Genomic DNA, 20,591 nt, shown 5'->3' with positions numbered 1-20,591 from the left:
CCCATCTCAACCCTTAGCAACATTGCCAGCGTACAAGGCAGGGCTATTGGCCGGATCCTGCTCCATTATGCGCATCTGTGATGTTCCGTCGGCCAGCCGCTTCCTCATGATTTCGATGGCCTCGGGGTTCTGATCCACGAGGACAAATTGCCGTTGTAGTTCCTGGGCCGCGGCACCGGTGGTGCCGCTTCCGGCGAAAAAGTCCAGAACCCAGTCCCCACGTTCGCTGCTCGCCTGAATGATCCGCCGCAGGATACCCAACGGTTTTTGCGTTGGATAGCCTGTTTTTTCCTTACCGTTGGGGGAGACAATAGTGTGCCACCAGGTGTCCGTCGGCAACTTCCCGAGCGCGACCTTTTCCGGTGTGACCAAGCCGGGCGCCATATAAGGTTCGCGATCCACCTCAGCGCTGTTGAAGAAATACTTATCCGGGTTTTTGACGTACACCAGGATATTGTCGTGCTTGGCCGGCCATTTCTTTTTGGCCCGCGCTCCGTAGTCGTACGCCCAGATAATTTCATTGAGGAAACAGTCCCGGCCAAAGAGCGCGTCCAGAAGCACCTTCGCGTAGTGCACCTCACGGTAATCCAAATGCAGGTAAAGCGTTCCGTCCTCAGTCAAAAGACGCCACGCCTCTTCCAATCGGGGTTCAAGGAAGTCCCAATACTCGGCGAAGGAGTCGCTGTACCCGAAGGCCATCCCTTTGACTGTGTCGTAGCTTTGCCCCTTGAAGCCGATCCGGTTTCCGGTAGCGGAACGGACGTTCTTCATGGTCTGCCGGGTCTGGACTTTTCCCGTATTGAAGGGCGGGTCAATATAGATCAGCCGAAAGGTTTCAGCCGGCAGGGTTTTGAGGAATTCCAAATTGTCGCCGTGAACCACAAGGTTCCCGTCTGTGGGTGACCATAGGTGCCCCGCTGCGTCGCTGGCTTTGGTCTCAGTCATGGCTTAAGGGTATCGGACACGGCCGCGGCACCGGGATCCCGGCCGCGCCCGCGGGCGCACCATTGATTCGCCGGCTACCGGCTTTCGCCGAGCGCCTTCTCAAGACGGTTCACCTTTCCGGTCAGCTCGTTGGTGTGTCCGGGCCGGATGTCTGCCTTCAGGACCAGGGACACGCGGCTGCCGAACCGGCCGACGGCCTCGGAGGCACGTTTGACCACGTCCATGACTTCGTCCCAGTCGCCCTCAACGGTGGTGAACATGGAATCGGTGTGGTTTGGCAGCCCGGATTCCCGAACCACCTTGACGGCGGCCGCAACGGCGAGGTGGACCGAACCGTTTTGAACGTAGGCATCCGCGCCTGATCCGTCCGCACTTGAGCCGGCGTGGACAGCATCCCCGGTCTGCACCGGGGTTCCGGATGGGGCGAGTGAAAAAGCAACCAACATGCGCTAGTCCTCCTCTGCCCATTCGATGGCCTGGGCCGGGCACAGGAAAATGGCCTTATCAACATTCGCCCGCTGATCCTCCGGCGGCTCATCCGTCTTCAGCCTGACCCGGCCGTCCTCGGGGTCCTGATCGAATACCAGCGGCGCGGCGATAATACAGTTGCCGCTGCTGACACAGCTGTAAGGTTCAATTTCAATCTTCATTATTTGGTCTCCTGACAAAAACGGGACATTGGCGGGCTGCAAGCCCGTCCCCGCCATCATCCATTTTCCCCCACCACAGCACGCAAGTCCATGCGGCAGCATGCGTTACCGCTCGGCGCCGCCGGCCGTGGTGCCGCTAGCTCCAGCCGAGGAATCGCAGGGCGGCAGCGACAGCTGCCCCGGCCACTACCACCAGCAGGAACGGCGCCTTGAAATACAGGGCGACGGCGGCACCCGCGAGGGCACCCAGCCGGGCGTCGGCGACGACGTGATGCCCGCTGACGGCGGTATTCAGTACGGTCAGAGCCGCCAGCAGTCCAATGGTCAGGGTACCCGCGACGCGCGACATCCGCGGGTTCGCCAGCACCTTCGCCGGGACCAGGTACCCCAGCAGCTTGGTCGCAAAAGCCAGCGCAGCAGCCAGCAGTATCCAAGGCCAGAGGCTCATCAGGTGCCACGCGATCCAGCTGTTGCTGCGTCGCCCGTGCCGGGCCGGCCGGGATGAAGGTGGGGTTCTACGTCGGGCTCCATCCCGTCGCGTTCGTGCCCGCGCCGGAACCAGCCGATTAAGCCCGCCACCAGGGCGGCTACCAGAATCGGCACCCCAGGGGGCACGAAGGGCACCGCCAGCAAGGTTGCCACGGCACAGACGACTGCTATGGCCGCCGGCTGTCGGCTCCTGATCCGCGGCCATAGCAGGCCCAGGAAAGCCGCAACGGCGGCGCCATCCAGGCCCCAGTGCTTCGGATCCCCGAGCGCATCCCCGATCAGTGCACCCACGGCAGTGAAAACATTCCAAAGCAGGAATACCCCAATTCCGGCCACCCAGAAGCCGCGGCGCTGCTCGGATGGATCGCTCTGCGCGGTGCCGCTGGCGGTCGATTCGTCGATGGTCACGTGCGCGGCTGCTATCTTCAGCAGTCCTCGTGGAGCCAGCAGGGCGTTGATTTGCATGCCATATACGCCATTTCGAATGCCCAGCAACGCTGCCGCGCTCATGGCCGCCAGTGGACTTCCGCCACCGCTGAGCACACCGATAAAAGCGAATTGCGAGCCCCCGCTGAACAGCAGCAGGCTCAGCGCCATGGTCTGCCAAAAAACCAGCCCCGATGCTGCGGACAGCGCCCCGAAGGAGACCCCGTAAAGCCCGGTGGCCACACTGATAGACAGCCCGACCCGGACGGCGGCCGATTGGAGGAACGTCATCAGCTGCCGCGCAGGCGCCAGGCCCAAAGGATCAGCGGAACCTGCAGCGGCAACCGCAGCGAATGAATCAGCCTGGCTTTCGGCGTCCCGCGCGGGCCGAATGCGCGCCGAAGGGCGCTAAGATGACCGACGGTGAAAGCCCCGAACATCAGCGCCGTGGCGGTCGCAGCCGGCTTCCGGGTCGCGGGAATGAGGAGTCCCACCGCCGCCATGGCCTCCGGGACGGCGCTCAGCATCACCCACTGGGCCCGGCTCAGCACGCCCAACCGACCGCCGGCATCGGTGCACAGTGCCGGCGGCACGACGCCGTAAAAAAACTTTGGGTTACCCAGATGCATTGCGGTACTGCCCGCCAGCACCAACGCGAGTCCCAGCACGGCATAATTTGGCCGCAGGGAGCAGTTACGCACGGAGTCGGAGCGCACGGTCCTCATGCCGGTGCGTCCTGACCTGCGGAGACCAGGCTCGTCCGGTCAGCGCCGTGCAGCACGTCAGCGGCGTGCAGCGCGTCAGCGGCCCGGACCAGTGCCAGATGGGAGAATGCCTGCGGAAAGTTGCCCGCCATCCGCCCCTCGGTGACGGCATATTCCTCGCTGAGCAGTCCGAGTTCGTTAGAAAGTCCCACGAGCCTGTCCATCAGCTTTACCGCTTCCTCCTCCCGTCCGCTGTGCGCATACTGCTCCACCAGCCAGAATGAGCAGGCCAGGAATGGATGCTCCCCCGGATCCAGACCGTCCATTCCCGCCTCGGTGCGGTAACGCAGCAGCAGCGAGTCGGGGTTGTCCGCATCCAGCAGCTCCTGCTCAAGGCGCGCCACCGTGCCCAACATTTTTTCGTCGTCGTACGCCAGAAAACCAACCTGCGGGATGCACAGCAGCGACGCATCCGTATTCGTACCGCCGTAGGTCTGGGTGAAACTGTTCAGCTGCGCATTGAAACCGTGGGTCAGGATTTCTTCCTGCAGCTGATCCCGCAGCCGCTCCCAGCGCTTGACGGGCCCGGTCAGGCCATGGTCCAGGACGGCACGGACCGCGGAGTCAAAGGCGGCCCACATCATCACCCGTGAATGGGTAAAATATTGCGGCGCACCGCGCATTTCCCAGATGCCATTGTCCTTCTCGTCCAGATGCTTTTCTGCAAAACCGAGCAGGGCCCGCTGCAGCGGCCAGGAAAAAAGATCTTCGGTGCCGCCGGCTACCCGCAGTTTCTCCAAAGAGACCATCACCTCGCCAACTACATCGGCCTGGTACTGGCTCACCGCCCCGTTCCCGATCCGCACCGGCGAAGAATTTTCATAGCCGGGCAGCTGCGGCAGCTCCGATTCGGTCAGCTCCCGCTCGCCGGAGAGTCCGTACATAATCTGCAGATCCTCCGGGTCGCCGGCAACGGCCCGGAGCAGCCAGTTGCGCCAATGCATTGCCTCATCCGCATAACCGTGGGTGAGCATCGCCTGCAGCGTCAGTGCCGCATCCCGGAGCCAGCAGTATCGGTAGTCCCAATTACGCGCGCCGCCGAAATCCTCCGGCAGCGAGGTGGTGGGCGCAGCGACGATGCCGCCGGTATCCTCATGGGTCAGTGCCCGCAGCACCAGCAGTGAGCGCTTCACTTCGTCTGCGTACCGGCCATCCAAGGTACAGCTTGAGGCCCAGTCGGACCAGTAGCTGACGGTCGCATCAAGCGCCGCGTCAACGTTGATCGCGGCAGGCAGCGCCCGGTGCGAGGGGAACCACGTCAACTCCAGATCCGTGATCTGCCCCGCGGTAACGGTGAACTCCCCGCTGTGCTTGTTCTCGGCGGCCACCGGAAGTACCTCTGCGCGCAGCACCAGAGCATCCGGTCCCGCCACTGCGCGGAGTACCTTGTGGCCTTGCGGATCGGTCATTTTACTCATCCAGGGCAGCACGGTTCCATAGCCGAAACGGATTTTGATCTCGTGCTTCATTTGGACGGTGCCGCTGAGCCCTTCGACCCGCCGCACCAGCGAGGCGCGCCTGTCCCCCACCGGCATGAACTCAGTAATCCGCACGCTCCCGCCGTCGGCGTGCCAGTGAGTCTGCAGCACGAAGGTGCCGTCAATGTAGCCCCGGTGCACGACGACGGCGTCCGCTGCCTTGGGTGCCAACAGCCAGCGCCCGTTCTCCTCCGTCCCGAGGAGCGCCCCGAACAGGGACGGAGAATCAAAACGGGGGAAACAGAGCCAATCGACGCTTCCGCTGCGCGAGACCAGTGGCCCGGTATGCATGTCCGAAAGCAGGGCGTAATCCTCGATGCGTGATGCCATAGATCCATGCAATCACATCCAACGGACGGTTCCCCTTTTTGGCCCGTGTGCTGAACATCAGCGCGTGAGGGCAGCCCGGAGCCCGGCGGGGGCATCGGTGGTGAGTTCATGGACCCCCAGCGAAAGGCAGAACCGCGCATCCTGTGTGTCATTAACGGTCCAGATACGGAGCCGGGTACCGGCATCTGCCCAGTGCCGCACCCGGTCCGGATGCGCACGCACGTACGCCACGCCGGGACCGGCCAGGCCTGTCACGGCGTCGTCGATCAGCCGCTCGCCCGCTGCCATGATTGAACGCAGCATGGCAGCCGGAGTGTCCCCGTCGGCATCCTCGGCTAAATCGTCCTCTACAGCGACATCCTCGAGCAGAGCACAAAGCGAGCGCCCCGGGATGGTCGCAGCCAAGTGCCGCATGGAATCGGGATTGAAGCTCATAAACGACACCACAATATTTCCGGCCCTGGAATCCTCGGGTTGCCAACCCCTGGCGCGCAGCACCTGCAGCGTCCGCTCCTCCAAGGACCTGTCCCCGGCACTCGTCTTGTCCCGGGCTGCCGCCCGATCCGCCGGTGCCTGCGGTATGGCGTATTTGAACTCTATGGCTAAGCCAATCTGCCGCCCCGCGCCGCTGAGAATATCCAACAGCGCCTCCAGCGTCAGCAGCTGTTCGCGAACTGAGCCGTACTGCAGCGGAACCGTGGCGTCCTTCCAGGAACAGAAGTCCAGCTCCTGCAATTGCGCCAGGGTCTGTTGCGCCAGCGGTCCGGAGCCGTTAGAGGTACGGTCCACGGTCTCGTCATGCAGCAGCACGAGCTCGCCGTCTGCGCTTAGCTGAAGATCGCACTCGACTCCGTCGGCGCCGTCAGCAATGGCCTGCAGATACGCGGCCCGGGTATGCTCGGCGAAGTGGGCGCTGGAACCACGATGAGCATAGATCAGAGGCATCATTCCACCACGATAATCCATCCTGCTGCGCCGGCACTTGCTGGTCCCGTCGCCGTCCCCAGTCCCCGCCAGGCCACGATTGGGTACGGCAGTGGCATGGTTGGCCTACGCTTGCACTATGGCGCTCACCGATCAGTCCCGACCGAAAGAATCGATGTCCGTGCAGGCGGCCGGCGGTCCCTCGGGCAGCCGGCCGGATGGCCTGGTGGGCAGCGACGCCGAAAAGGCCGCCGGGCTGCGCCGAATGAAAACACTGGCGCTGTCCCTGCTGATCCTGATGACCATAATTTTCACCGTCTCGTTCGCCCTGCAGCGCGAATATGTTTGGCTTGAATACGTCCGGGCGGCCAGTGAAGGGGGCATGGTCGGCGCGCTGGCTGACTGGTTCGCGGTGACGGCCCTCTTCAAATATCCGATGGGACTGAAGATTCCGCATACGGCCATCATCCCCAACCGTAAGGACGCCATCGGCGCGAGCCTGGGCGACTTCGTGGAGACCAACTTCCTCTCCGAAACGGTGGTGCAGGAGAAACTCGGCAGCGTCGGTATCGCGCAAAAAGCGGGCGCCTGGCTGACCAAGCCGGCCAGCGCCGAGCGCATCGCCACCGAAGGCTCGGCCGCGATCCGCGGCGCCATGAAAATCCTTAAGGACGACGATGTCCGCGACGTGATCGAGTCCATGGTCCGCAGGCATTTGGTGGATCCGCCGTGGGGGCCCCCCGTGGGTCGAATGGCGGAGCGGATTTTCCACGAGGGCCATCACCACCAGCTGGTCGATCTGTTGATGGACACCGCGGCCGATTGGACGGAGCACAATCACGAAGTCATCAGCTCGCTCGTCTCGGACCGCTCGCCGCTGTGGGTGCCGACCTTTGTGGACGGCATGGTGGGCGACAAGGTCTATACGGAGCTGAACAAGTTTGTGCACGCCGTGCAGAACAATCCGCAGCACCAGGTCCGGCTGCAGCTGGATAAGTATCTGAAAGACCTGGCCCAGGATCTCCAGCACGATCCCGCGATGATTGCCCGGGCAGATGCCATCAAGGAGCAGATCCTGGATGATCCGCGCGTTCGTGAGCTGGCCGGACGCACCTGGGAAACGATCAAGTCCGCGCTGCTGACCGCCGCCGATGATCCTGACAGTGAGCTGCGGATAAAGTTCACCGCAGCCATCCGGGACTTCGGCCGGCGGCTGGTGGAGGATCCGGAGCTGGCGGGCAAGGTCAATGCGTGGATCAGTGACGCGGCGTCCTACCTGGTGAAAACGTACCGGCACGAGATTGCGTCCGTCATCACCGACACCGTGGAACGCTGGGATGCGGTGGAGACCTCGCAGAAGATCGAGCTGCAGGTGGGTAAGGATCTGCAGTTCATCCGGATCAATGGCACCGTGGTGGGTGCACTGGCCGGGCTGGCCATCTACGCCGTCGCCAGCCTGATCTTCCGCTGAACCGATCGTTTTTCCCGTCAATGCGTGGTGGAAACCTTTTGCGCCAAGATCCCGGAAGGTGAGACGTTGCTGATCACCATCACCCTCGAGCCGGGGGCTGATTCCCCACTTGATGCCACGGCACTGTCCCATCTGCTGCGCAAGCACCCCGGTCGCCTGCAGACGTTTGAACTGCCGGTAGGTAACGCCCACTTGTTCTACCCGGAGTACTCGCCGCAACGGACCACCGCGGCGCTGCTTTTGGAAGTTGATGCCATCGGCTTGGTCCGCAGCAAGCGGTTCCGAGGTGACGACGGAGTACTTGACTACTACATCAATGACAGGCCATACACGGCGTCCAGCCTGTTGGCCGTGGCCATGGGCAGGGTACTGCGAAGCGCCATGACTCCCACCAGCGAGGCCTACCCGGAGCTGGCCAATACTGCGCTGCCGCTGCGCCTTGAAGTACCGGTAATCTCCACCCGCGGCCGTGACGGGCACGATCTGGCCCAGCGGCTGTTCGTCCCGTTGGGCTGGACGGTCGATCAGCGGCACATCGCCCTTGATGAGGTCTATCCCTTGTGGGACGACTCCCGATACAGCAGCCTGGTGCTCACTGGAACGGTGCCCTTGTACCTGGCCCTGCGCCAGCTTTATGTCCTGCTGCCGGTGCTGGACGACAGCAAGCATTATTGGGTCAATGACGACGAGGCCGGGAAATTGGTGCGCCAGGGCGAGGGCTGGCTGCCAGGGCATCCTGAACGCGCCTTGATCTCCCACCGGTACCTTGCCCATCAAAAAGACCTGGTGGCCGCGGCCGATGCCCGGATCCCGGGGGAAACCAACGCACCCCCCGGAATCGCAAGTGCCCAAAATCCTACACAGGGGGCTTCACCACAGCCGTTGCGCGTGCTGCGTGCGGAGGCGGTCATGACGGCACTCAAGGATTGCGGTGCCCACGAGGTAGTCGACGTGGGTTCAGGGTCAGGTGCGCTGCTGCGCCGGATGCAGAAGGACAGGTTCTTCACGCGGATCCTCGGCACAGATGTATCAGCCCGTTCGCTGGAACAAGCTGCCCGCGCCATGAACCTGGATGAGCTAGCAGACACCGACAAGACCCGAATCACTTTGCTGCACAGCTCCGTGTTGTACCACGACGAACGGATCGCCGGCTTTGACGCGGCGGTGCTGATGGAGGTCATTGAACATATCGAACCAGGCAGGCTTTCGGCGCTGGAAGATTCAATCTTTGCCGGGGCCGCCCCAAGCATTGTGATCGTGACGACCCCGAACTCCGATTACAACCACTTGTATCCGGCATTATCCGGTGGAAGTTTGCGCCATGATGACCACCGCTTTGAATGGACGCGGGCCGATTTCGCCCAATGGGCGGAAGCGGTCGCAGAACGGCACAGCTATGGCGTGGAATACCGTCCCGTGGGTGAGGTCTCGGTGAGCGCCGGAGCACCCACCCAGATGGCAATCTTCCGAAAGGCAGGAGCATGAACCAAATCCAGATTCCAAAGGTCGCCCTGGTGCTGTTGGTCGGTGTCTCCGGTTCGGGCAAATCCAGCTTCGCCGCGAAGCACTTTGGTGACTTCGAAGTGCTTTCCAGCGATTACTTCCGTGGGCTGGTCGGAAACGACATAACAGACCAGTCCGTGACCCCGGCGGCTTTCGAGGCATTAAACTTTGTGGCCACCAAACGTCTGGAAGCCGGATTGCTGACCGTTGTGGATGCCACCAACATCCTGCCCTCCGCCCGGCAAAAGTTAGTGGAGGTGGCGCGGGCGCAGGACGTGCTGGTTTCGGCGATCGTGCTGGACATGCCGCTGAAGCTGTGCCTGGAACGCAATGCGGGGCGTGGGGCCCGGTCGGTCGCATCGGCGGTGATTGGCCGCCAGCACCGGCAGCTGCGCAAGTCCCTGCGTGGAATGCGCCGAGAAGGTTTCCTCCGGGTGCAAATGCTTTCCTCGCAGGAGGAAGTCGACAGCGCGGTGATCCAGCGGCACAAGCTGCTCAATGATTTCCGCGGCGAACATGGGCCATTCGACGTGATTGGGGATGTCCACGGTTGCCTTGATGAGCTGTTGCTGCTGCTTCAGACACTTGGTTACGCAGTGGCTAGTGATGAAGCGGGTCGTGCCACAGATGCCGTGCATCCCGAAGGGCGCCGGGTCATTTTCGTGGGAGACCTGGTTGACCGCGGTCCTGATTCGGCCGGTGTACTGCGGTTGGCCATGGGCATGGTCGGCAAGGACCATGCCCTGTGTGTACCAGGCAACCATGAGGACAAACTGGTGCGCGGGTTGCGCGGGCGCAAAGTTGCCTTGACCCACGGGCTGGAGGCGACGCTGGATCAGCTGGGCGGGCAGGAAGAGGGATTTGGCCGCAGGGTCGCTGACTTCTGCGACAGGCTGGTCTCGCATCTGGTCCTGGATGACGGCAAGCTGGTGATCGCCCATGCGGGGCTGATTCAGCAGTACCAGGGCCGGGCTTCCAAAAGGGTGCGTGCCTTTGCCCTGTACGGTCAGGTGACCGGAGAGGTCGATGAGTACGGCCTGCCGGTGCGCTATGCATGGGCCAACGAGTACCGTGGGGACGCGATGGTGCTCTACGGGCACACCCCGGTCACCGAGGTGGCGTGGATCAACAACACTGCCTGCCTGGATACCGGCTGTGTATTCGGCGGTGCACTCAGTGCCATGCGCTATCCGGAACGAGAGGTCATCCAGTTCCCCGCTCTGAAGAAGTACTGCGAACCGGGAAGGCCGCTGGAATCCCCGCGCGGCCCGGAGCGTAAGCCCGGTGCACTGGCCATGGAAGACGTCTCCGGGTCGCTTCATCTGAGGGCCGAGGGTCTGGGAACGGTACGGATCAACGATGCCCAGGCCGCCGGAGCATTGGAAACTATGAGCCGATTCGCCATCGATCCGCGGTGGCTGTGCTACCTGCCGCCAACCATGTCCCCCGCCGAATCCTCGTCCCGGCCCGGCTACCTGGAGCACCCTAACGAAGCGTTTGGCTACTTCCGGCGCCAGGGCGTCACGCAGCTGGTCTGCGAAGAGAAGCACATGGGCTCGCGTGCCGTGATGCTGCTGGCTCGAAATCCCGGTCGATTCAACGCACCCGAAGCCTGGCTGGGTGCACTGCATACCCGCACCGGACGGCAATTTCTGAAGGCAGAAGACGAACGCCGGGTATTGCTGCAGGCCCACGAGGCCGTGGAGCGCGCCGGGCTGTGGGACGAGCTGGACAGTGATTGGCTGATTCTCGATGGCGAATTGATGCCGTGGTCGCTGAAGGCAGAGCCGCTGATCAGGGACATCTATGCCTCGGTGGGAGCCTCAGCCATTGCAGCGACGGATGCCTCCGTGGCGGTGTTGGAACGTACCGCGGGCAACGGTATTGACGTCCACGGCTTGCTTGACCGTACCCGTACGCGCCAGTCAAATGCCAAGGCATTTCGGGAGTCCTACCGGCGTTATGTTGGTTCCGCCGATGAGTTGCGTTTCGCCGCTTTCCAAGTACTGGCCGCCGAGGAACAGAGCTTTGAGACCCGGGACCACGGGTGGCACTTGGAGATCAGCGATAGGCTCGCCGCGGCGGAGCCCAACCTGTTTGCCAACACCCGGTACCTGCGCGTGGATCTGGGCCAGGACAAGGAGATGGAGGCCGCGGTGCGCTGGTGGGAGGAGGCTACAGCCGCCGGTTCCGAAGGAATGGTGGTCAAGCCATGGCTGAACCTCAGCAAGGCCAAGCGTGGCTGGGTGCAGCCGGGTATCAAGGTACGCGGCAGGGAGTACCTGCGGTTGATCTATGGCCCGGACTACCTGGAGGAGGCGAATCTCGAACGCCTGCGCCAGCGTTCGACGGACAAGAAGCGTAATCGTGCCCTGCAGGAATACATTCTGGGACTGGAGGCACTGAGGCTGACGTCTACGGGAGCACCGCTGTGGAAGATCCACCAGATGGTCTTCGGAGTCCTTGCTCTGGAATCCGAGCCGTTGGACCCCCGGCTGTAGTTGGGACAGAAGTACCACCCAAATAGCAGTCACCTGTTCTGCCCGATAGTTTTTCGCAAATGAAGAATCGTTCCGCAACCGCCACCCTCAACGCGGCGGGGCCAGAAAGCGGATTCTCTGCCCGGGCCCGGCCTGCCCCACTGCGTCCAGATCGCTGCGCCGGACGACGGCGATCACCGGATAACCACCGGTGACAGGATGGTCTGCCAGGAAGATAGTCGGCAGGCCCGACGGCGGCACCTGCAGTGCGCCGGTCACCATGCCTTCGCTGGGCAACTGCGCTCCTGCACCCTCCCGTTGCGCCAGCGCAGTGCCGAGCAGCCTGGCCCCGATCCGGTTGCTGTCCGGGGAGATTTCCCACTCCTGTCCTGTCAGCGTGCGCCACGCTGAGGTGGTGAACAGGTTCCGTCGCGGGCCGTCGGTTATCCGCAGGGCAAGGGCCCGGCCGGGGTGCGGCGGGTCCTTGACCGTGGGCGGTCCGGCAGCTGCAGCTGTGGCGCCTGCCGCGCCGGGGCAAGCTGGAGTCCGAGCCGGATGTTTGGCTAGGACGTCGTGCACCCGCAGCGGCCCTGGGCCCATGCCGGAGAGCAGATCCGAGCTCGCGGACCCGGACAATAGCGGCGCCGCCAAACCCCCGGCGGTCCCCAGATAATAGCGCAGGCCGGCGTCCGGGACGCGGAATTCCAGCACGGATCCGGCTGCGGCAAAAAGCGCTGTATTCAAGGGGCACGGCTTGCCGTTAAGCAGGACCAGGCCGCGCGCGCCCGTGACGGCCACCCAAGCGCCGGCGGTAATATCCAGCCGCAGGCCACCGAGGAGAATTTCCAGCCCGGCCGCTCCGGCAGCGTTTCGCAACAGCCGGTTGGCCAGCAGCAACGAACGGCGGTCGAGCGCACCGGAGGGGCTAAGGCCCATGGCGGCGGCGCCGGAACGGCCCAGATCCTGCACCAGCGACAGCGGACCCGTGGCAGCGACCTGTGCAAAGGCGCTACTCATTCAGCTCTCCCGAAACCGCACCAGCGTGCCGGGCGTGATCAGGGCGTCGCCGGGCGTGAGGGGCCCGTTTCCGCTACCCCACATGGCCGCATCGGTATGCCCGATCAGCTGCCAGCCGCCCGGGGAAGCTGCGGGATAGATTGCACTGAATTCCCCGCCGAGCGCCACGGCACCTGCCGGCACCTTGGTGCGCGGAACATTCCGGCGCGGCACGCGCAGCCGCTCATGATCGGTCACCAGATAGGCAAACCCCGGGGCAAAGCCGGTGAAGGCCGCGGTCCATAACGAACTGCTATGCACGTTAACCACCTGGGCCTCCGTCAGGCCCAGGTGGTGCGCCACCACAGCGAGATCAGGCCCGTCATAGCGCACGTCAATGACAACCTCCGGGGCCTGCAAAACGGATCCCTGCAGCGGCGTGGTTCCTAGCATCCAGCGCCGGATGGTTCCCACACTGACGCGATCCGGATCAAAAGTCGCCAGAACAGTGCGGGCGGCGGGCACCAGATCAAGCAGACCGGCCGGTGTGGAGCGGGATAGTCCGCGGTAGTAGCCAAGGACTGCCTGCAGGTTCGGCAGTTCGGCCAGCACGGCTCCGTCCCCGCACGGCAGCAGGATAGGCTCCGGCGCACCAGTCAGCTGCATCCCTGGCCCCGGTACGCGAAGTGCTTCGATTCCTCAGCAGAATGACTCAACCGGGACCCCCGCCCCTGCGAGCGCTGCCCGGACCGCTGCGGCCATCGCTGCCGCACCGGGCGTATCGCCATGAACGCACAGCGAGTGCACATCCAGCCGTATCAGTGCGCCGTCCCTGGCCAGTACTGTCCGCTCGCGCGCCATGCGCACGGCGCGGGGTGCGATGTCATCCACATTAACCAGCAGGTCCCCCGGCTGTCCGCGCGGGATCAGCGTGCCGTCCGCCAGGTAGCCGCGGTCAACAAACGCCTCACCAAAAAACGGCAGACCGGCAGTCCTGCACTCGTCCGCGATCACCGAGCCGGGCAGGCCCAGCATCGGCAGGGCCAGCGACCGGCGCCGGCCGAAGTCCTGCACCGCCGAGCACACAGCGCGGGCCTGGCCTCTATCGTGGGCGATCCGGTTATACAGCGCGCCGTGCGGCTTGACATAGTCCACCTTGCCGCCGGCGGTCCGGGCAATTCCGTCCAGCGCAGACAGTTGGTAGAGGACGTCGCCGTACAGCTCGACAGGTCCGATATCCATGGCCCGCCGCCCAAAACCGGCCAGATCCCGATAGCTCACGTGGGCGCCGATCCGGACGGAGCCCGCCACGGCCCGACGGCAGGTCTCAAGCATCGTCAGCGGGTCACCGGCGTGGAACCCGCACGCCACGTTGGCGCTGCTGACCAACGACAGAATAGTGCCGTCGTCGCCCATCCGCCATGCCCCGAAGGACTCGCCCAGATCACTGTTCAGGTCCACGTCCTCGGTCCTCTCGGCTGAAATGCGGCAAATGCGGCAATGCCAGGCGGTGGCCCTTCCGTTCGGCCGGAATAGGTCCGGCCGCTGGCGTGCCGTCCGTAGTACTGCCGCTGACCTTGTCTGCGCGCTTCGTGGACCGTTCCAACTCCGCCAGGAGCTCGGCCGGGATCATCAGCGGAGCGGGACCAAAGGCCTTTCGGCTGGCGGCGACGACGGCCCGCCCCATGATCAGATTTCCGCCTCCACCGATGACGGCGCCGATGCCGAACGGCACAGCCCGTCCCGCCCAAGCCGTGCCCTCACGGATGAGGAATTTCTTCAGAAAGCGCTTTTGGATCTGTCCGCCAACGCTTTTTACGGCCGACGTCGGCAGACCCTTGCCTACCGCAAGCCCCCATGCCTTCATCGGGGTATGTCCCGTCCCCAGCGCGTGGCCGGTCAGGCCCTGGACCATGAACGTGCCTTCTTCACCGAGCATGATGGCCATCACTGTGGTCCTGGCGCGCTCCGGATCTGCCAATCTCACGCCGTGCAGTTCTGCCACGGATTGCGCATAGAGTGCCGTCGTTTCCAGGAATACCACCGTCGCCGCGGCGGAAATGGACAGAGAAGCCACGGTTCCCAGTCCGGGGACAATGGCTGTAGCGCCGATCGCCGCACCGCCGCCGGACACCGCGCGGAGAAAGTCCCGCTCCAGCAGCGAGCTGAGCTTGGCGGCGCTGGCCTGCGGGTGTTTGTGTCGGAGCCGGCGCAGATTGGCCAGCACCAGCGGCCGCTGGACGTCGACGGCGCGCAGCAGGATCTTCGCGACGGCGGGCTTGGGCTTGCCCTGAGGGTCAAACGCCGCCTCGGTAGCGATTCGTACGGCCGGATTTGGTTTGCCGCGTCCCTTTGACTTCAACTTCTTCGCCATGTGTACCCCTGACCTCGATTGTCAGTTCAAGCGTAGGGCACTGCCCGACCCGCAGACTTGCATAGCCGCACCGGAAAGTTAATCTGTGTTTGTGTTGTTTTCCTTGACATATGAAGACAAACAAAGATAAAGTCAATCAAACAGACATCAATGTGATGTCTGTCACGATACTTTGGAGGCACGATGTTTGCCGAAGAACGGCAGGATAAGATCGCCGAACTTGTGGCCGCCCGCAGCCGCGTTACGGTGGGAGAACTCGCCGAGCTGTTCCGAATTACCGCCGAAACCGTTCGCCGGGATCTGGCCGGTCTGGAGAACACGCGTCGCCTGCGCCGCGTTCACGGTGGCGCCGTGGCACTGGATCGGCTGAGCATGTCCGAGCCAAGCCTTGATGAACGCCGGTCACAGCATTTGGCAGAAAAAACCCGGATCGCCGCGGCGGCCGCCGCACTCATTCCCTCCACCCGGACCGGGTCGGTCCTCCTGGACTCGGGGACGACCACCGCACTGCTGGCCGAACTGCTCACCGATTGGGCCCCTGCGAGCCCGGGCGATGCCCTCCTTGTCATTACGAACGCTCTGCCCATTGCGCACCGGCTCTGCGCCAATCCGGAACTGCAGTTGGAGATCCTGGGTGGGCGGGTCCGCGGCCTGACCAGCGCCATCGTTGGTGCTACAGCCAGTGAACGCCTGGAAGCACTCCGCCCGGATATTGCATTCGTGGGTGCCAATGGCGTCCACGCGCAGTTCGGCCTCAGCACTCCGGACAGCGCAGAGGCCGCCATCAAAATGGCCATTGTCCGCTCCGCCCGCCGGGTGGTGGCCCTGGCCGACTCTTCGAAGCTCGGCGAGGAAACCCTGGTGCGGTTCGCTGCCCTGCGGGAAATTGACACGCTCATCACCGATGCCCGGCCGGCCGAAGATCTTATTGCGGCCCTTGCCGCGGCAGACGTCGAGCTGGTGATCGCATGATTGTCACGGTGACTCCTAATCCCAGTCTGGACCGGACCATTGAACTGACCGCGCCGCTGGCCCGGGGCGAAGTTCAGCGCGCCGGCGTGGCCCACCAGGAACCGGGCGGGAAGGGCGTCAATATTGCCCGGGTGCTTTTCGCCTCCGGGGTGGACTCTCTCGCGCTCCTGCCCGGGGACTACGACGACGCCGTTCTGGTTGCGCTGCGGACGCTCGGGATCCCGCACCATGGCCTGCACTTGGGTACTGCCCTGCGCAGCAATATCACCATTACCGAGCCCGACGGCACCACCACCAAGCTCAATGAACCCGGGCCCGTCATTGCCCAAGCGCAGCAGCGTGCCCTGTTGCAGCTGGTAGTGGAGAATTCCGAAGGCGCCAGCTGGCTGGTCCTGGCCGGGTCGCTGCCGCCCGGTCTGCCGGTGAATTTCTACGCCCAACTGACCATGGCTGTGCGCTCCGCTTTCGGTCCAGCGGCCCCGCGGATTGCCATCGATTCATCCGGCGCTCCGCTGGCGGCCGCGTTGGCCGGACCCGGTGACTCGCTCCCGGATCTCGTCAAGCCCAATGCAGAGGAACTGGCGGAGCTGACAGGTTTCCCGGACCCGTATCGTCTGGAAGCCGATCCCCTGCTGGCTGTCAAAGCCGCGGCAACGTTGGTGGACGCGGGCGTGGGAGCCGTACTGGCCACGCTGGGCTCCAAGGGCGCCGTATTGGTGAACCCAGAGGGCAGTTGGCTTGCCCGCAGCCCCAAAATCATTGCGCGAAGCACTGTCGGCGCGGGCGATTCCGCGCTGGCCGGCTATCTGTTGAGCCAGGCAGCCGGTGCCACCGGCCCGCAAAGCCTGCAGCAGGCGGTGGCCCATGGGGCTGCCGCCACCGCTCTGCCGGGATCCACCGTCCCGGCGTTGTCCCAAACCCATCCCGCTGCCGTGTCCGTCACGGTCCTGTCCGATGCCAAGGAGAATTAAGATGACTGCACTAATCACCCCGGAGCTGGTCACGCTCGATGCGGATCTCGGCGATGAACCCGCCGCCGTGATCCGCCGCCTCGCCGAGCGGATCGCGGCCACCGGCCGGGCCAGCGAAGTCGAAGGTCTTTACGCCGACGCGCTGGCGCGGGAACAAAAAACATCTACGGGCATTCCCGGCGGCATCGCCATCCCGCACTGCCGCTCCGCAGCCGTGATCGAACCAACGCTGGCCATGGCCCGGCTGGCTCCGGCCGTTCCCTTTGGCGCCAAGGATGGTCCGGCGGACCTGATCTTCTTCATCGCTGCTCCCGAGGGGGCGGATCAGGAACACCTGCGGCTGCTCTCCAAACTGGCCCGGTCGCTGATTAAAAAGGACTTCACCGCTGCACTGCGCGCAGCCTCGTCCGCTGATGAGATCGTGGCCCTGGTCGAGGGCGCCATCGCGGATAAGCCCGCAGCTTCCCCAGCAACTGCCCCTGCAACTGCCCCTGCGGCAGCCAGTGCCGCCAACACCGGCGCAGTTCCGTCCTCGACGATAAGCGGACCACGCCGTCTGGTAGCCGTCACTGCCTGCCCCACCGGCATCGCCCACACCTACATGGCAGCCGATTCGCTGGTCGCCGCAGCCAAGGAGGCCGGTGTCGAACTGCAGGTGGAAACCCAGGGCTCCGGCGCCGTCACCCCCTTGGACCCGGCCGTGATCGCAGCCGCGGATGCGGTGATCTTCGCCGTCGACGTCGATGTCCGTGGCAAGGAGCGCTTCGCCGGCAAACCCGTCATAAATGCTCCGGTAAAACGAGGCATCGACGAGCCGGCCAAAATGGTCCAGGAGGCTCTGGCCGCGGCGGATAACCCGAACGCACACCGGGTACCTCATTTCGGTGCCGAGGAACAGGCCGAACACGATGCGGAGGCCTCCGGCGAACACATCGGCCAGAAGCTGAAGAAGGCGCTGCTGACCGGCGTAAGCTATATGATCCCGTTCGTCGCCGGCGGCGGGCTGCTGATTGCCCTGGGCTTTCTGCTTGGCGGCTACACCATCAGCGCCATCGCGGACAAGGTGGTGCTGGCCAACAGCCTCACGAACCTGCCCGACGGCGGACTGCACATCTACCTGGGGGCCGTCGCGTTTAAGATCGGCAGCCTCTCGCTGGCCTTCCTGGTTCCAGCGTTGGCCGGCTACATCGCCTACGGCATCGCGGACCGACCGGGCATCGCTCCCGGCTTTACCGCCGGCGCCGTCGCCTTGTTTATGGGTGCCGGCTTCCTGGGCGGCCTGGTCGGCGGTCTGCTGGCCGGGTTCATCGCGCACTGGATCGGCGGCTGGCCGGTACCGCGCTGGCTGCGTGGGTTAATGCCGGTGGTGATAATCCCGCTGCTGGCCTCGATCGTGGCCTCGGGTCTGATGTTCCTGGTTCTGGGCGGCCCGATCGCGTGGTTCACCACGGTCCTGAACCACTGGCTGTCCGGGATGACCGGCGCCTCCGCCGTCGTCCTCGGAATCATTTTGGGCCTGATGATGTGCTTCGATCTGGGTGGTCCGGTCAATAAGGTTGCCTACTCCTTCGCCGTCGCCGGCCTGGGTGCCGGCACCGTTGCCAACCAGGCTCCGTGGCAGATCATGGCCACGGTGATGGCCGCCGGCATGGTCCCACCGCTGGCCATGGCACTCGCGACGGCGCTGGATAAGAGCCGCTTCAGCCTCGCGGAACGCGAGAACGGCAAGGCCGCGTGGCTGCTGGGTGCCTCCTTCATCTCCGAGGGCGCCATTCCCTTCGCCGCAGCGGATCCGCTGCGGGTCATCCCTGCCAGCATGCTCGGCGGGGCTGTCACCGGGGCACTGTGCATGGCGACCGGCGTCACCTCCCAGGCCCCGCACGGAGGAATCTTCGTCTTCTTCGCCATCGGCAACCTGCTCATGTTCATCGTCTCCATCCTGGCCGGGATGGTGGTCACCGCGTTGGTTGTCCTGGCGCTCAAGCGCTGGGCCGTCCGCCGCCCGGATGGCACGGCTGCCGATGGTGTCAAAGCTGACAGAGCGGCTACGGTTGCAGGAACCGGAACGGCAACGGCAGACCAGCAGGGGGTAACAGCATGAAAACCTTCAACGGAGTCGGCGTAACGCCCGGCCGCGTGATCGGACCGGTGCGCCTGATGCCACCGGCGGTGCCCGCTCCCGCGGCCGGCGAACGGCTGGACCCGGGAACTACGGCGGACGCAGCCGCCGCAGCCCTGCGGACGGCAGCCAAAACAGTTCAGGCGGAGCTTAAACACCGCGCGGAGAGTGCCAACACGGACGCTAAGGCCGTCCTCGAGGCAACAGCGCTGATGGCGGCGGACCCGATGCTGCTCAAAGCCGCCGTCAAACTGATCAACGGCGGCACCTCGGCGGAGCGGGCCATCTGGGACGCAGCCGAGGGCGTGGCCACCATGCTGCTGAATTTAGGTGGTTACATGGCCGAACGCACCCATGACGTCTTCGACGTAAGGGCCAGGATAGTGGCCGCGCTGCGCGGTGTCCCGGCTCCCGGCATTCCGGATGCTCCGGAGCCCTTCATCCTGCTGGCCGAGGACCTGGCGCCGGCGGACACCGCCACACTGGACCCCGCCAAGGTGCTGGCGCTGGTTACGGCCGGCGGTGGCCCGCAGTCACACACCGCCATCATTGCCCGCGCGCTGGGTCTGCCGGCGGTGGTGGCCGCCGCCGGCGTGACGGAACTGACCGATGGCACCATGCTTTACGTGGACGGAGCAGCCGGCCTAGTCACCGCAGATCCCGATGCGGCGTTGAAAGACAAGGCCGGGCGATGGGCCAGCGACACCACCGGGCCGGCCACGTTCGACGGTTGCGGCCAGCTGGCGGATGGCTCGGCCGTGCCGCTGCTGGCCAACGTCGGCGGAACGAAGGACGCCGTGGCCGCGGCTGCTGCCGGTGCCGAGGGCGTGGGATTGCTCCGCACCGAATTCTGCTTCCTGGGCCGCGATGCGGAGCCCTCCCATGCAGAACAGGCTGCGGCATACCGCGGCGTATTTGACGCGTTCGCCGGGAAAAAGGTGGTGATCCGCACCCTCGATGCCGGCGCGGATAAGCCGCTGCCCTTCCTGACCGATTCCACCGAACCAAACCCCGCTCTGGGCGTGCGCGGCTACCGGACCAATCTCACCTCCCCGGGGGTGTTGGAGCGGCAGCTGCAGGCAATCGCCGCCGCAGCCAACGATTCGTCCGCCGACGTCCAGGTGATGGCGCCGATGATCTCGACTCCTGCCGAGGCTACGGAATTCGCTTCGCTGTGCCGGGCGAACGGCCTCAACACGCCGGGCGTCATGGTGGAGATTCCCGCCGCGGCGCTGACAGCCGCATCGCTGCTGGCGGACGTGGACTTCGCGAGCATCGGCACCAATGATCTGACGCAGTACACCATGGCCGCGGACCGCCAGCTGGGGCCGCTGGCTGCCCTGAACGATCCGTGGCAGCCCGCCGTCCTGATCCTGGTCAAAGCCACGGTCGACGGCGGCGCAGGAAAGCCCGTGGGCGTCTGCGGTGAGGCAGCCGCAGACCCGGCGCTCGCCGTCGTCCTCGTGGGTCTGGGTGTGAGCTCGCTGTCCATGACCGCCCGCGCGCTGCCGGCCGTAAGCGCGGTTCTGCGCAGCGTGACCCGCGAACGCGCCCGAACGTTAGCGGCGCTGGCCCTCGCAGCACCAAGTGCCGCGCAGGCGAGGTCGGCGGTCCGGGAGCAGCTGCCGCTCCTTGACCAGCTCGGTCTGTAAAGAACCCTGCAAAACCAACCAATCCGCCAATTGATGCTGAACCACAG

General features: G+C 64.6%; 19 protein-coding genes. 7 read left to right on the top strand and 12 right to left on the bottom strand.

The window, feature by feature from the left end:
- Positions 1–6: 6 nt before the first annotated feature.
- The 8 genes from IV500_RS11090 to IV500_RS11055 all read right to left on the bottom strand — a co-directional run bounded on the left by IV500_RS11090 (position 7) and on the right by IV500_RS11055 (position 6,030).
- On the bottom strand, positions 7–945 hold the full coding sequence (locus tag IV500_RS11090; protein ID WP_196396865.1) for a DNA-methyltransferase: 939 nt from the start codon (positions 943–945) through the stop codon (positions 7–9).
- 74 nt (positions 946–1,019) lie between these two features.
- On the bottom strand, positions 1,020–1,391 hold the full coding sequence (locus IV500_RS11085; protein WP_196396864.1) for a thiamine-binding protein: 372 nt from the start codon (positions 1,389–1,391) through the stop codon (positions 1,020–1,022).
- A gap of 3 nt (positions 1,392–1,394) precedes the next feature.
- On the bottom strand, positions 1,395–1,595 hold the full coding sequence (locus tag IV500_RS11080) for a ferredoxin (RefSeq protein ID WP_196396863.1): 201 nt from the start codon (positions 1,593–1,595) through the stop codon (positions 1,395–1,397).
- Positions 1,596–1,731: 136 nt separating this feature from the next.
- Positions 1,732–2,043: an AzlD domain-containing protein gene (locus IV500_RS11075; protein ID WP_196396862.1), complete on the bottom strand. Its 312-nt coding sequence runs from the start codon at positions 2,041–2,043 to the stop codon at positions 1,732–1,734.
- On the bottom strand, positions 2,043–2,801 hold the full coding sequence (locus IV500_RS11070; protein WP_196396861.1) for an AzlC family ABC transporter permease: 759 nt from the start codon (positions 2,799–2,801) through the stop codon (positions 2,043–2,045). The genes IV500_RS11075 and IV500_RS11070 overlap by 1 nt, the downstream gene beginning before the upstream one ends.
- Positions 2,801–3,235, bottom strand: coding sequence for a DoxX family protein (locus tag IV500_RS11065; RefSeq protein ID WP_230854819.1), 435 nt, complete (start codon positions 3,233–3,235; stop codon positions 2,801–2,803). Before IV500_RS11065 ends, IV500_RS11070 begins: the two co-directional genes overlap by 1 nt.
- Positions 3,232–5,082 carry a glycoside hydrolase family 15 protein gene (locus IV500_RS11060; RefSeq protein ID WP_196396860.1) on the bottom strand — a complete coding sequence of 617 codons (1,851 nt, stop codon included), beginning with the start codon at positions 5,080–5,082 and terminating at the stop codon, positions 3,232–3,234. The genes IV500_RS11065 and IV500_RS11060 overlap by 4 nt, the downstream gene beginning before the upstream one ends.
- A gap of 57 nt (positions 5,083–5,139) precedes the next feature.
- Positions 5,140–6,030 carry a glycerophosphodiester phosphodiesterase gene (locus IV500_RS11055; protein ID WP_230854818.1) on the bottom strand — a complete coding sequence of 297 codons (891 nt, stop codon included), beginning with the start codon at positions 6,028–6,030 and terminating at the stop codon, positions 5,140–5,142.
- A 151-nt stretch (positions 6,031–6,181) separates the two neighbouring features.
- Between IV500_RS11055 and IV500_RS11050 the strand changes: the two genes are divergently transcribed.
- From IV500_RS11050 to IV500_RS11040, 3 genes are read left to right on the top strand one after another with little or no spacing between them, the layout of a single operon-like run.
- Positions 6,182–7,477 (top strand): DUF445 domain-containing protein, encoded by a 1,296-nt coding sequence (locus IV500_RS11050; protein ID WP_230854836.1) that lies wholly within the window; start codon positions 6,182–6,184, stop codon positions 7,475–7,477.
- A gap of 24 nt (positions 7,478–7,501) precedes the next feature.
- Positions 7,502–8,962, top strand: a complete 1,461-nt coding sequence (locus IV500_RS11045) for a 3' terminal RNA ribose 2'-O-methyltransferase Hen1 (protein WP_312875904.1) — start codon at positions 7,502–7,504, stop codon at positions 8,960–8,962.
- Positions 8,959–11,481 (top strand): polynucleotide kinase-phosphatase, encoded by a 2,523-nt coding sequence (locus tag IV500_RS11040; RefSeq protein WP_196396857.1) that lies wholly within the window; start codon positions 8,959–8,961, stop codon positions 11,479–11,481. Before IV500_RS11045 ends, IV500_RS11040 begins: the two co-directional genes overlap by 4 nt.
- 87 nt (positions 11,482–11,568) lie before the next feature.
- Here IV500_RS11040 and IV500_RS11035 read toward each other — a convergent pair whose 3' ends face one another.
- The 4 genes from IV500_RS11035 to IV500_RS11020 are packed head-to-tail and all read right to left on the bottom strand — an operon-like array spanning position 11,569 to position 14,830.
- Positions 11,569–12,477: a 5-oxoprolinase subunit C family protein gene (locus tag IV500_RS11035; protein WP_196396856.1), complete on the bottom strand. Its 909-nt coding sequence runs from the start codon at positions 12,475–12,477 to the stop codon at positions 11,569–11,571.
- Positions 12,478–13,122, bottom strand: a complete 645-nt coding sequence (locus IV500_RS11030; protein WP_196396855.1) for a 5-oxoprolinase subunit B family protein — start codon at positions 13,120–13,122, stop codon at positions 12,478–12,480.
- Between the two features lie 33 nt (positions 13,123–13,155).
- Entirely contained in the window at positions 13,156–13,917 is a 762-nt protein-coding gene (locus IV500_RS11025; RefSeq protein WP_196396854.1) for a 5-oxoprolinase subunit PxpA, read from the bottom strand.
- Complete coding sequence (locus IV500_RS11020; protein ID WP_230854817.1) at positions 13,901–14,830, bottom strand: hypothetical protein; 930 nt, start codon at positions 14,828–14,830, stop codon at positions 13,901–13,903. Before IV500_RS11020 ends, IV500_RS11025 begins: the two co-directional genes overlap by 17 nt.
- 183 nt (positions 14,831–15,013) lie before the next feature.
- Here IV500_RS11020 and IV500_RS11015 point away from each other — a divergent pair, with 183 nt between their 5' ends.
- From IV500_RS11015 to ptsP, 4 genes are read left to right on the top strand one after another with little or no spacing between them, the layout of a single operon-like run.
- Positions 15,014–15,802, top strand: a complete 789-nt coding sequence (locus IV500_RS11015) for a DeoR/GlpR family DNA-binding transcription regulator (RefSeq protein WP_196396853.1) — start codon at positions 15,014–15,016, stop codon at positions 15,800–15,802.
- The gene (locus IV500_RS11010) at positions 15,799–16,773 is read left to right on the top strand and encodes a 1-phosphofructokinase family hexose kinase (protein ID WP_196396852.1); all 975 of its coding nucleotides are present in this window, start codon (positions 15,799–15,801) and stop codon (positions 16,771–16,773) included. Before IV500_RS11015 ends, IV500_RS11010 begins: the two co-directional genes overlap by 4 nt.
- A 1-nt stretch (position 16,774) precedes the next feature.
- Entirely contained in the window at positions 16,775–18,874 is a 2,100-nt protein-coding gene (locus IV500_RS11005) for a PTS fructose transporter subunit IIABC (RefSeq protein WP_196396851.1), read from the top strand.
- Entirely contained in the window at positions 18,871–20,544 is a 1,674-nt protein-coding gene (gene ptsP / locus IV500_RS11000) for a phosphoenolpyruvate--protein phosphotransferase (RefSeq protein WP_196396850.1), read from the top strand. Before IV500_RS11005 ends, ptsP begins: the two co-directional genes overlap by 4 nt.
- Positions 20,545–20,591 lie beyond the last annotated feature (47 nt).

This window comes from Arthrobacter terrae, from assembly GCF_015708085.1.
GTDB lineage: Bacteria > Actinomycetota > Actinomycetes > Actinomycetales > Micrococcaceae > Arthrobacter_M > Arthrobacter_M terrae.
This window is presented reverse-complemented; position numbering and strand designations above follow the sequence as displayed.

Excerpts from the sequence above, each read along its gene's own strand:
- IV500_RS11090 (WP_196396865.1), bottom strand. The coding sequence starts at position 945 with ATGACTGAGACCAAAGCCAGCGACGCAGCGGGGCACCTATGGTCACCC.
- IV500_RS11085 (WP_196396864.1), bottom strand. The coding sequence starts at position 1,391 with ATGTTGGTTGCTTTTTCACTCGCCCCATCCGGAACCCCGGTGCAGACC.
- IV500_RS11080 (WP_196396863.1), bottom strand. The coding sequence starts at position 1,595 with ATGAAGATTGAAATTGAACCTTACAGCTGTGTCAGCAGCGGCAACTGT.
- IV500_RS11075 (WP_196396862.1), bottom strand. The coding sequence starts at position 2,043 with ATGAGCCTCTGGCCTTGGATACTGCTGGCTGCTGCGCTGGCTTTTGCG.
- IV500_RS11070 (WP_196396861.1), bottom strand. The coding sequence starts at position 2,801 with ATGACGTTCCTCCAATCGGCCGCCGTCCGGGTCGGGCTGTCTATCAGT.
- IV500_RS11065 (WP_230854819.1), bottom strand. The coding sequence starts at position 3,235 with ATGAGGACCGTGCGCTCCGACTCCGTGCGTAACTGCTCCCTGCGGCCA.
- IV500_RS11060 (WP_196396860.1), bottom strand. The coding sequence starts at position 5,082 with ATGGCATCACGCATCGAGGATTACGCCCTGCTTTCGGACATGCATACC.
- IV500_RS11055 (WP_230854818.1), bottom strand. The coding sequence starts at position 6,030 with ATGATGCCTCTGATCTATGCTCATCGTGGTTCCAGCGCCCACTTCGCC.
- IV500_RS11050 (WP_230854836.1), top strand. The coding sequence starts at position 6,182 with ATGTCCGTGCAGGCGGCCGGCGGTCCCTCGGGCAGCCGGCCGGATGGC.
- IV500_RS11040 (WP_196396857.1), top strand. The coding sequence starts at position 8,959 with ATGAACCAAATCCAGATTCCAAAGGTCGCCCTGGTGCTGTTGGTCGGT.
- IV500_RS11035 (WP_196396856.1), bottom strand. The coding sequence starts at position 12,477 with ATGAGTAGCGCCTTTGCACAGGTCGCTGCCACGGGTCCGCTGTCGCTG.
- IV500_RS11030 (WP_196396855.1), bottom strand. The coding sequence starts at position 13,122 with ATGCAGCTGACTGGTGCGCCGGAGCCTATCCTGCTGCCGTGCGGGGAC.
- IV500_RS11020 (WP_230854817.1), bottom strand. The coding sequence starts at position 14,830 with ATGGCGAAGAAGTTGAAGTCAAAGGGACGCGGCAAACCAAATCCGGCC.
- IV500_RS11015 (WP_196396853.1), top strand. The coding sequence starts at position 15,014 with ATGTTTGCCGAAGAACGGCAGGATAAGATCGCCGAACTTGTGGCCGCC.
- IV500_RS11010 (WP_196396852.1), top strand. The coding sequence starts at position 15,799 with ATGATTGTCACGGTGACTCCTAATCCCAGTCTGGACCGGACCATTGAA.
- IV500_RS11005 (WP_196396851.1), top strand. The coding sequence starts at position 16,775 with ATGACTGCACTAATCACCCCGGAGCTGGTCACGCTCGATGCGGATCTC.
- ptsP (WP_196396850.1), top strand. The coding sequence starts at position 18,871 with ATGAAAACCTTCAACGGAGTCGGCGTAACGCCCGGCCGCGTGATCGGA.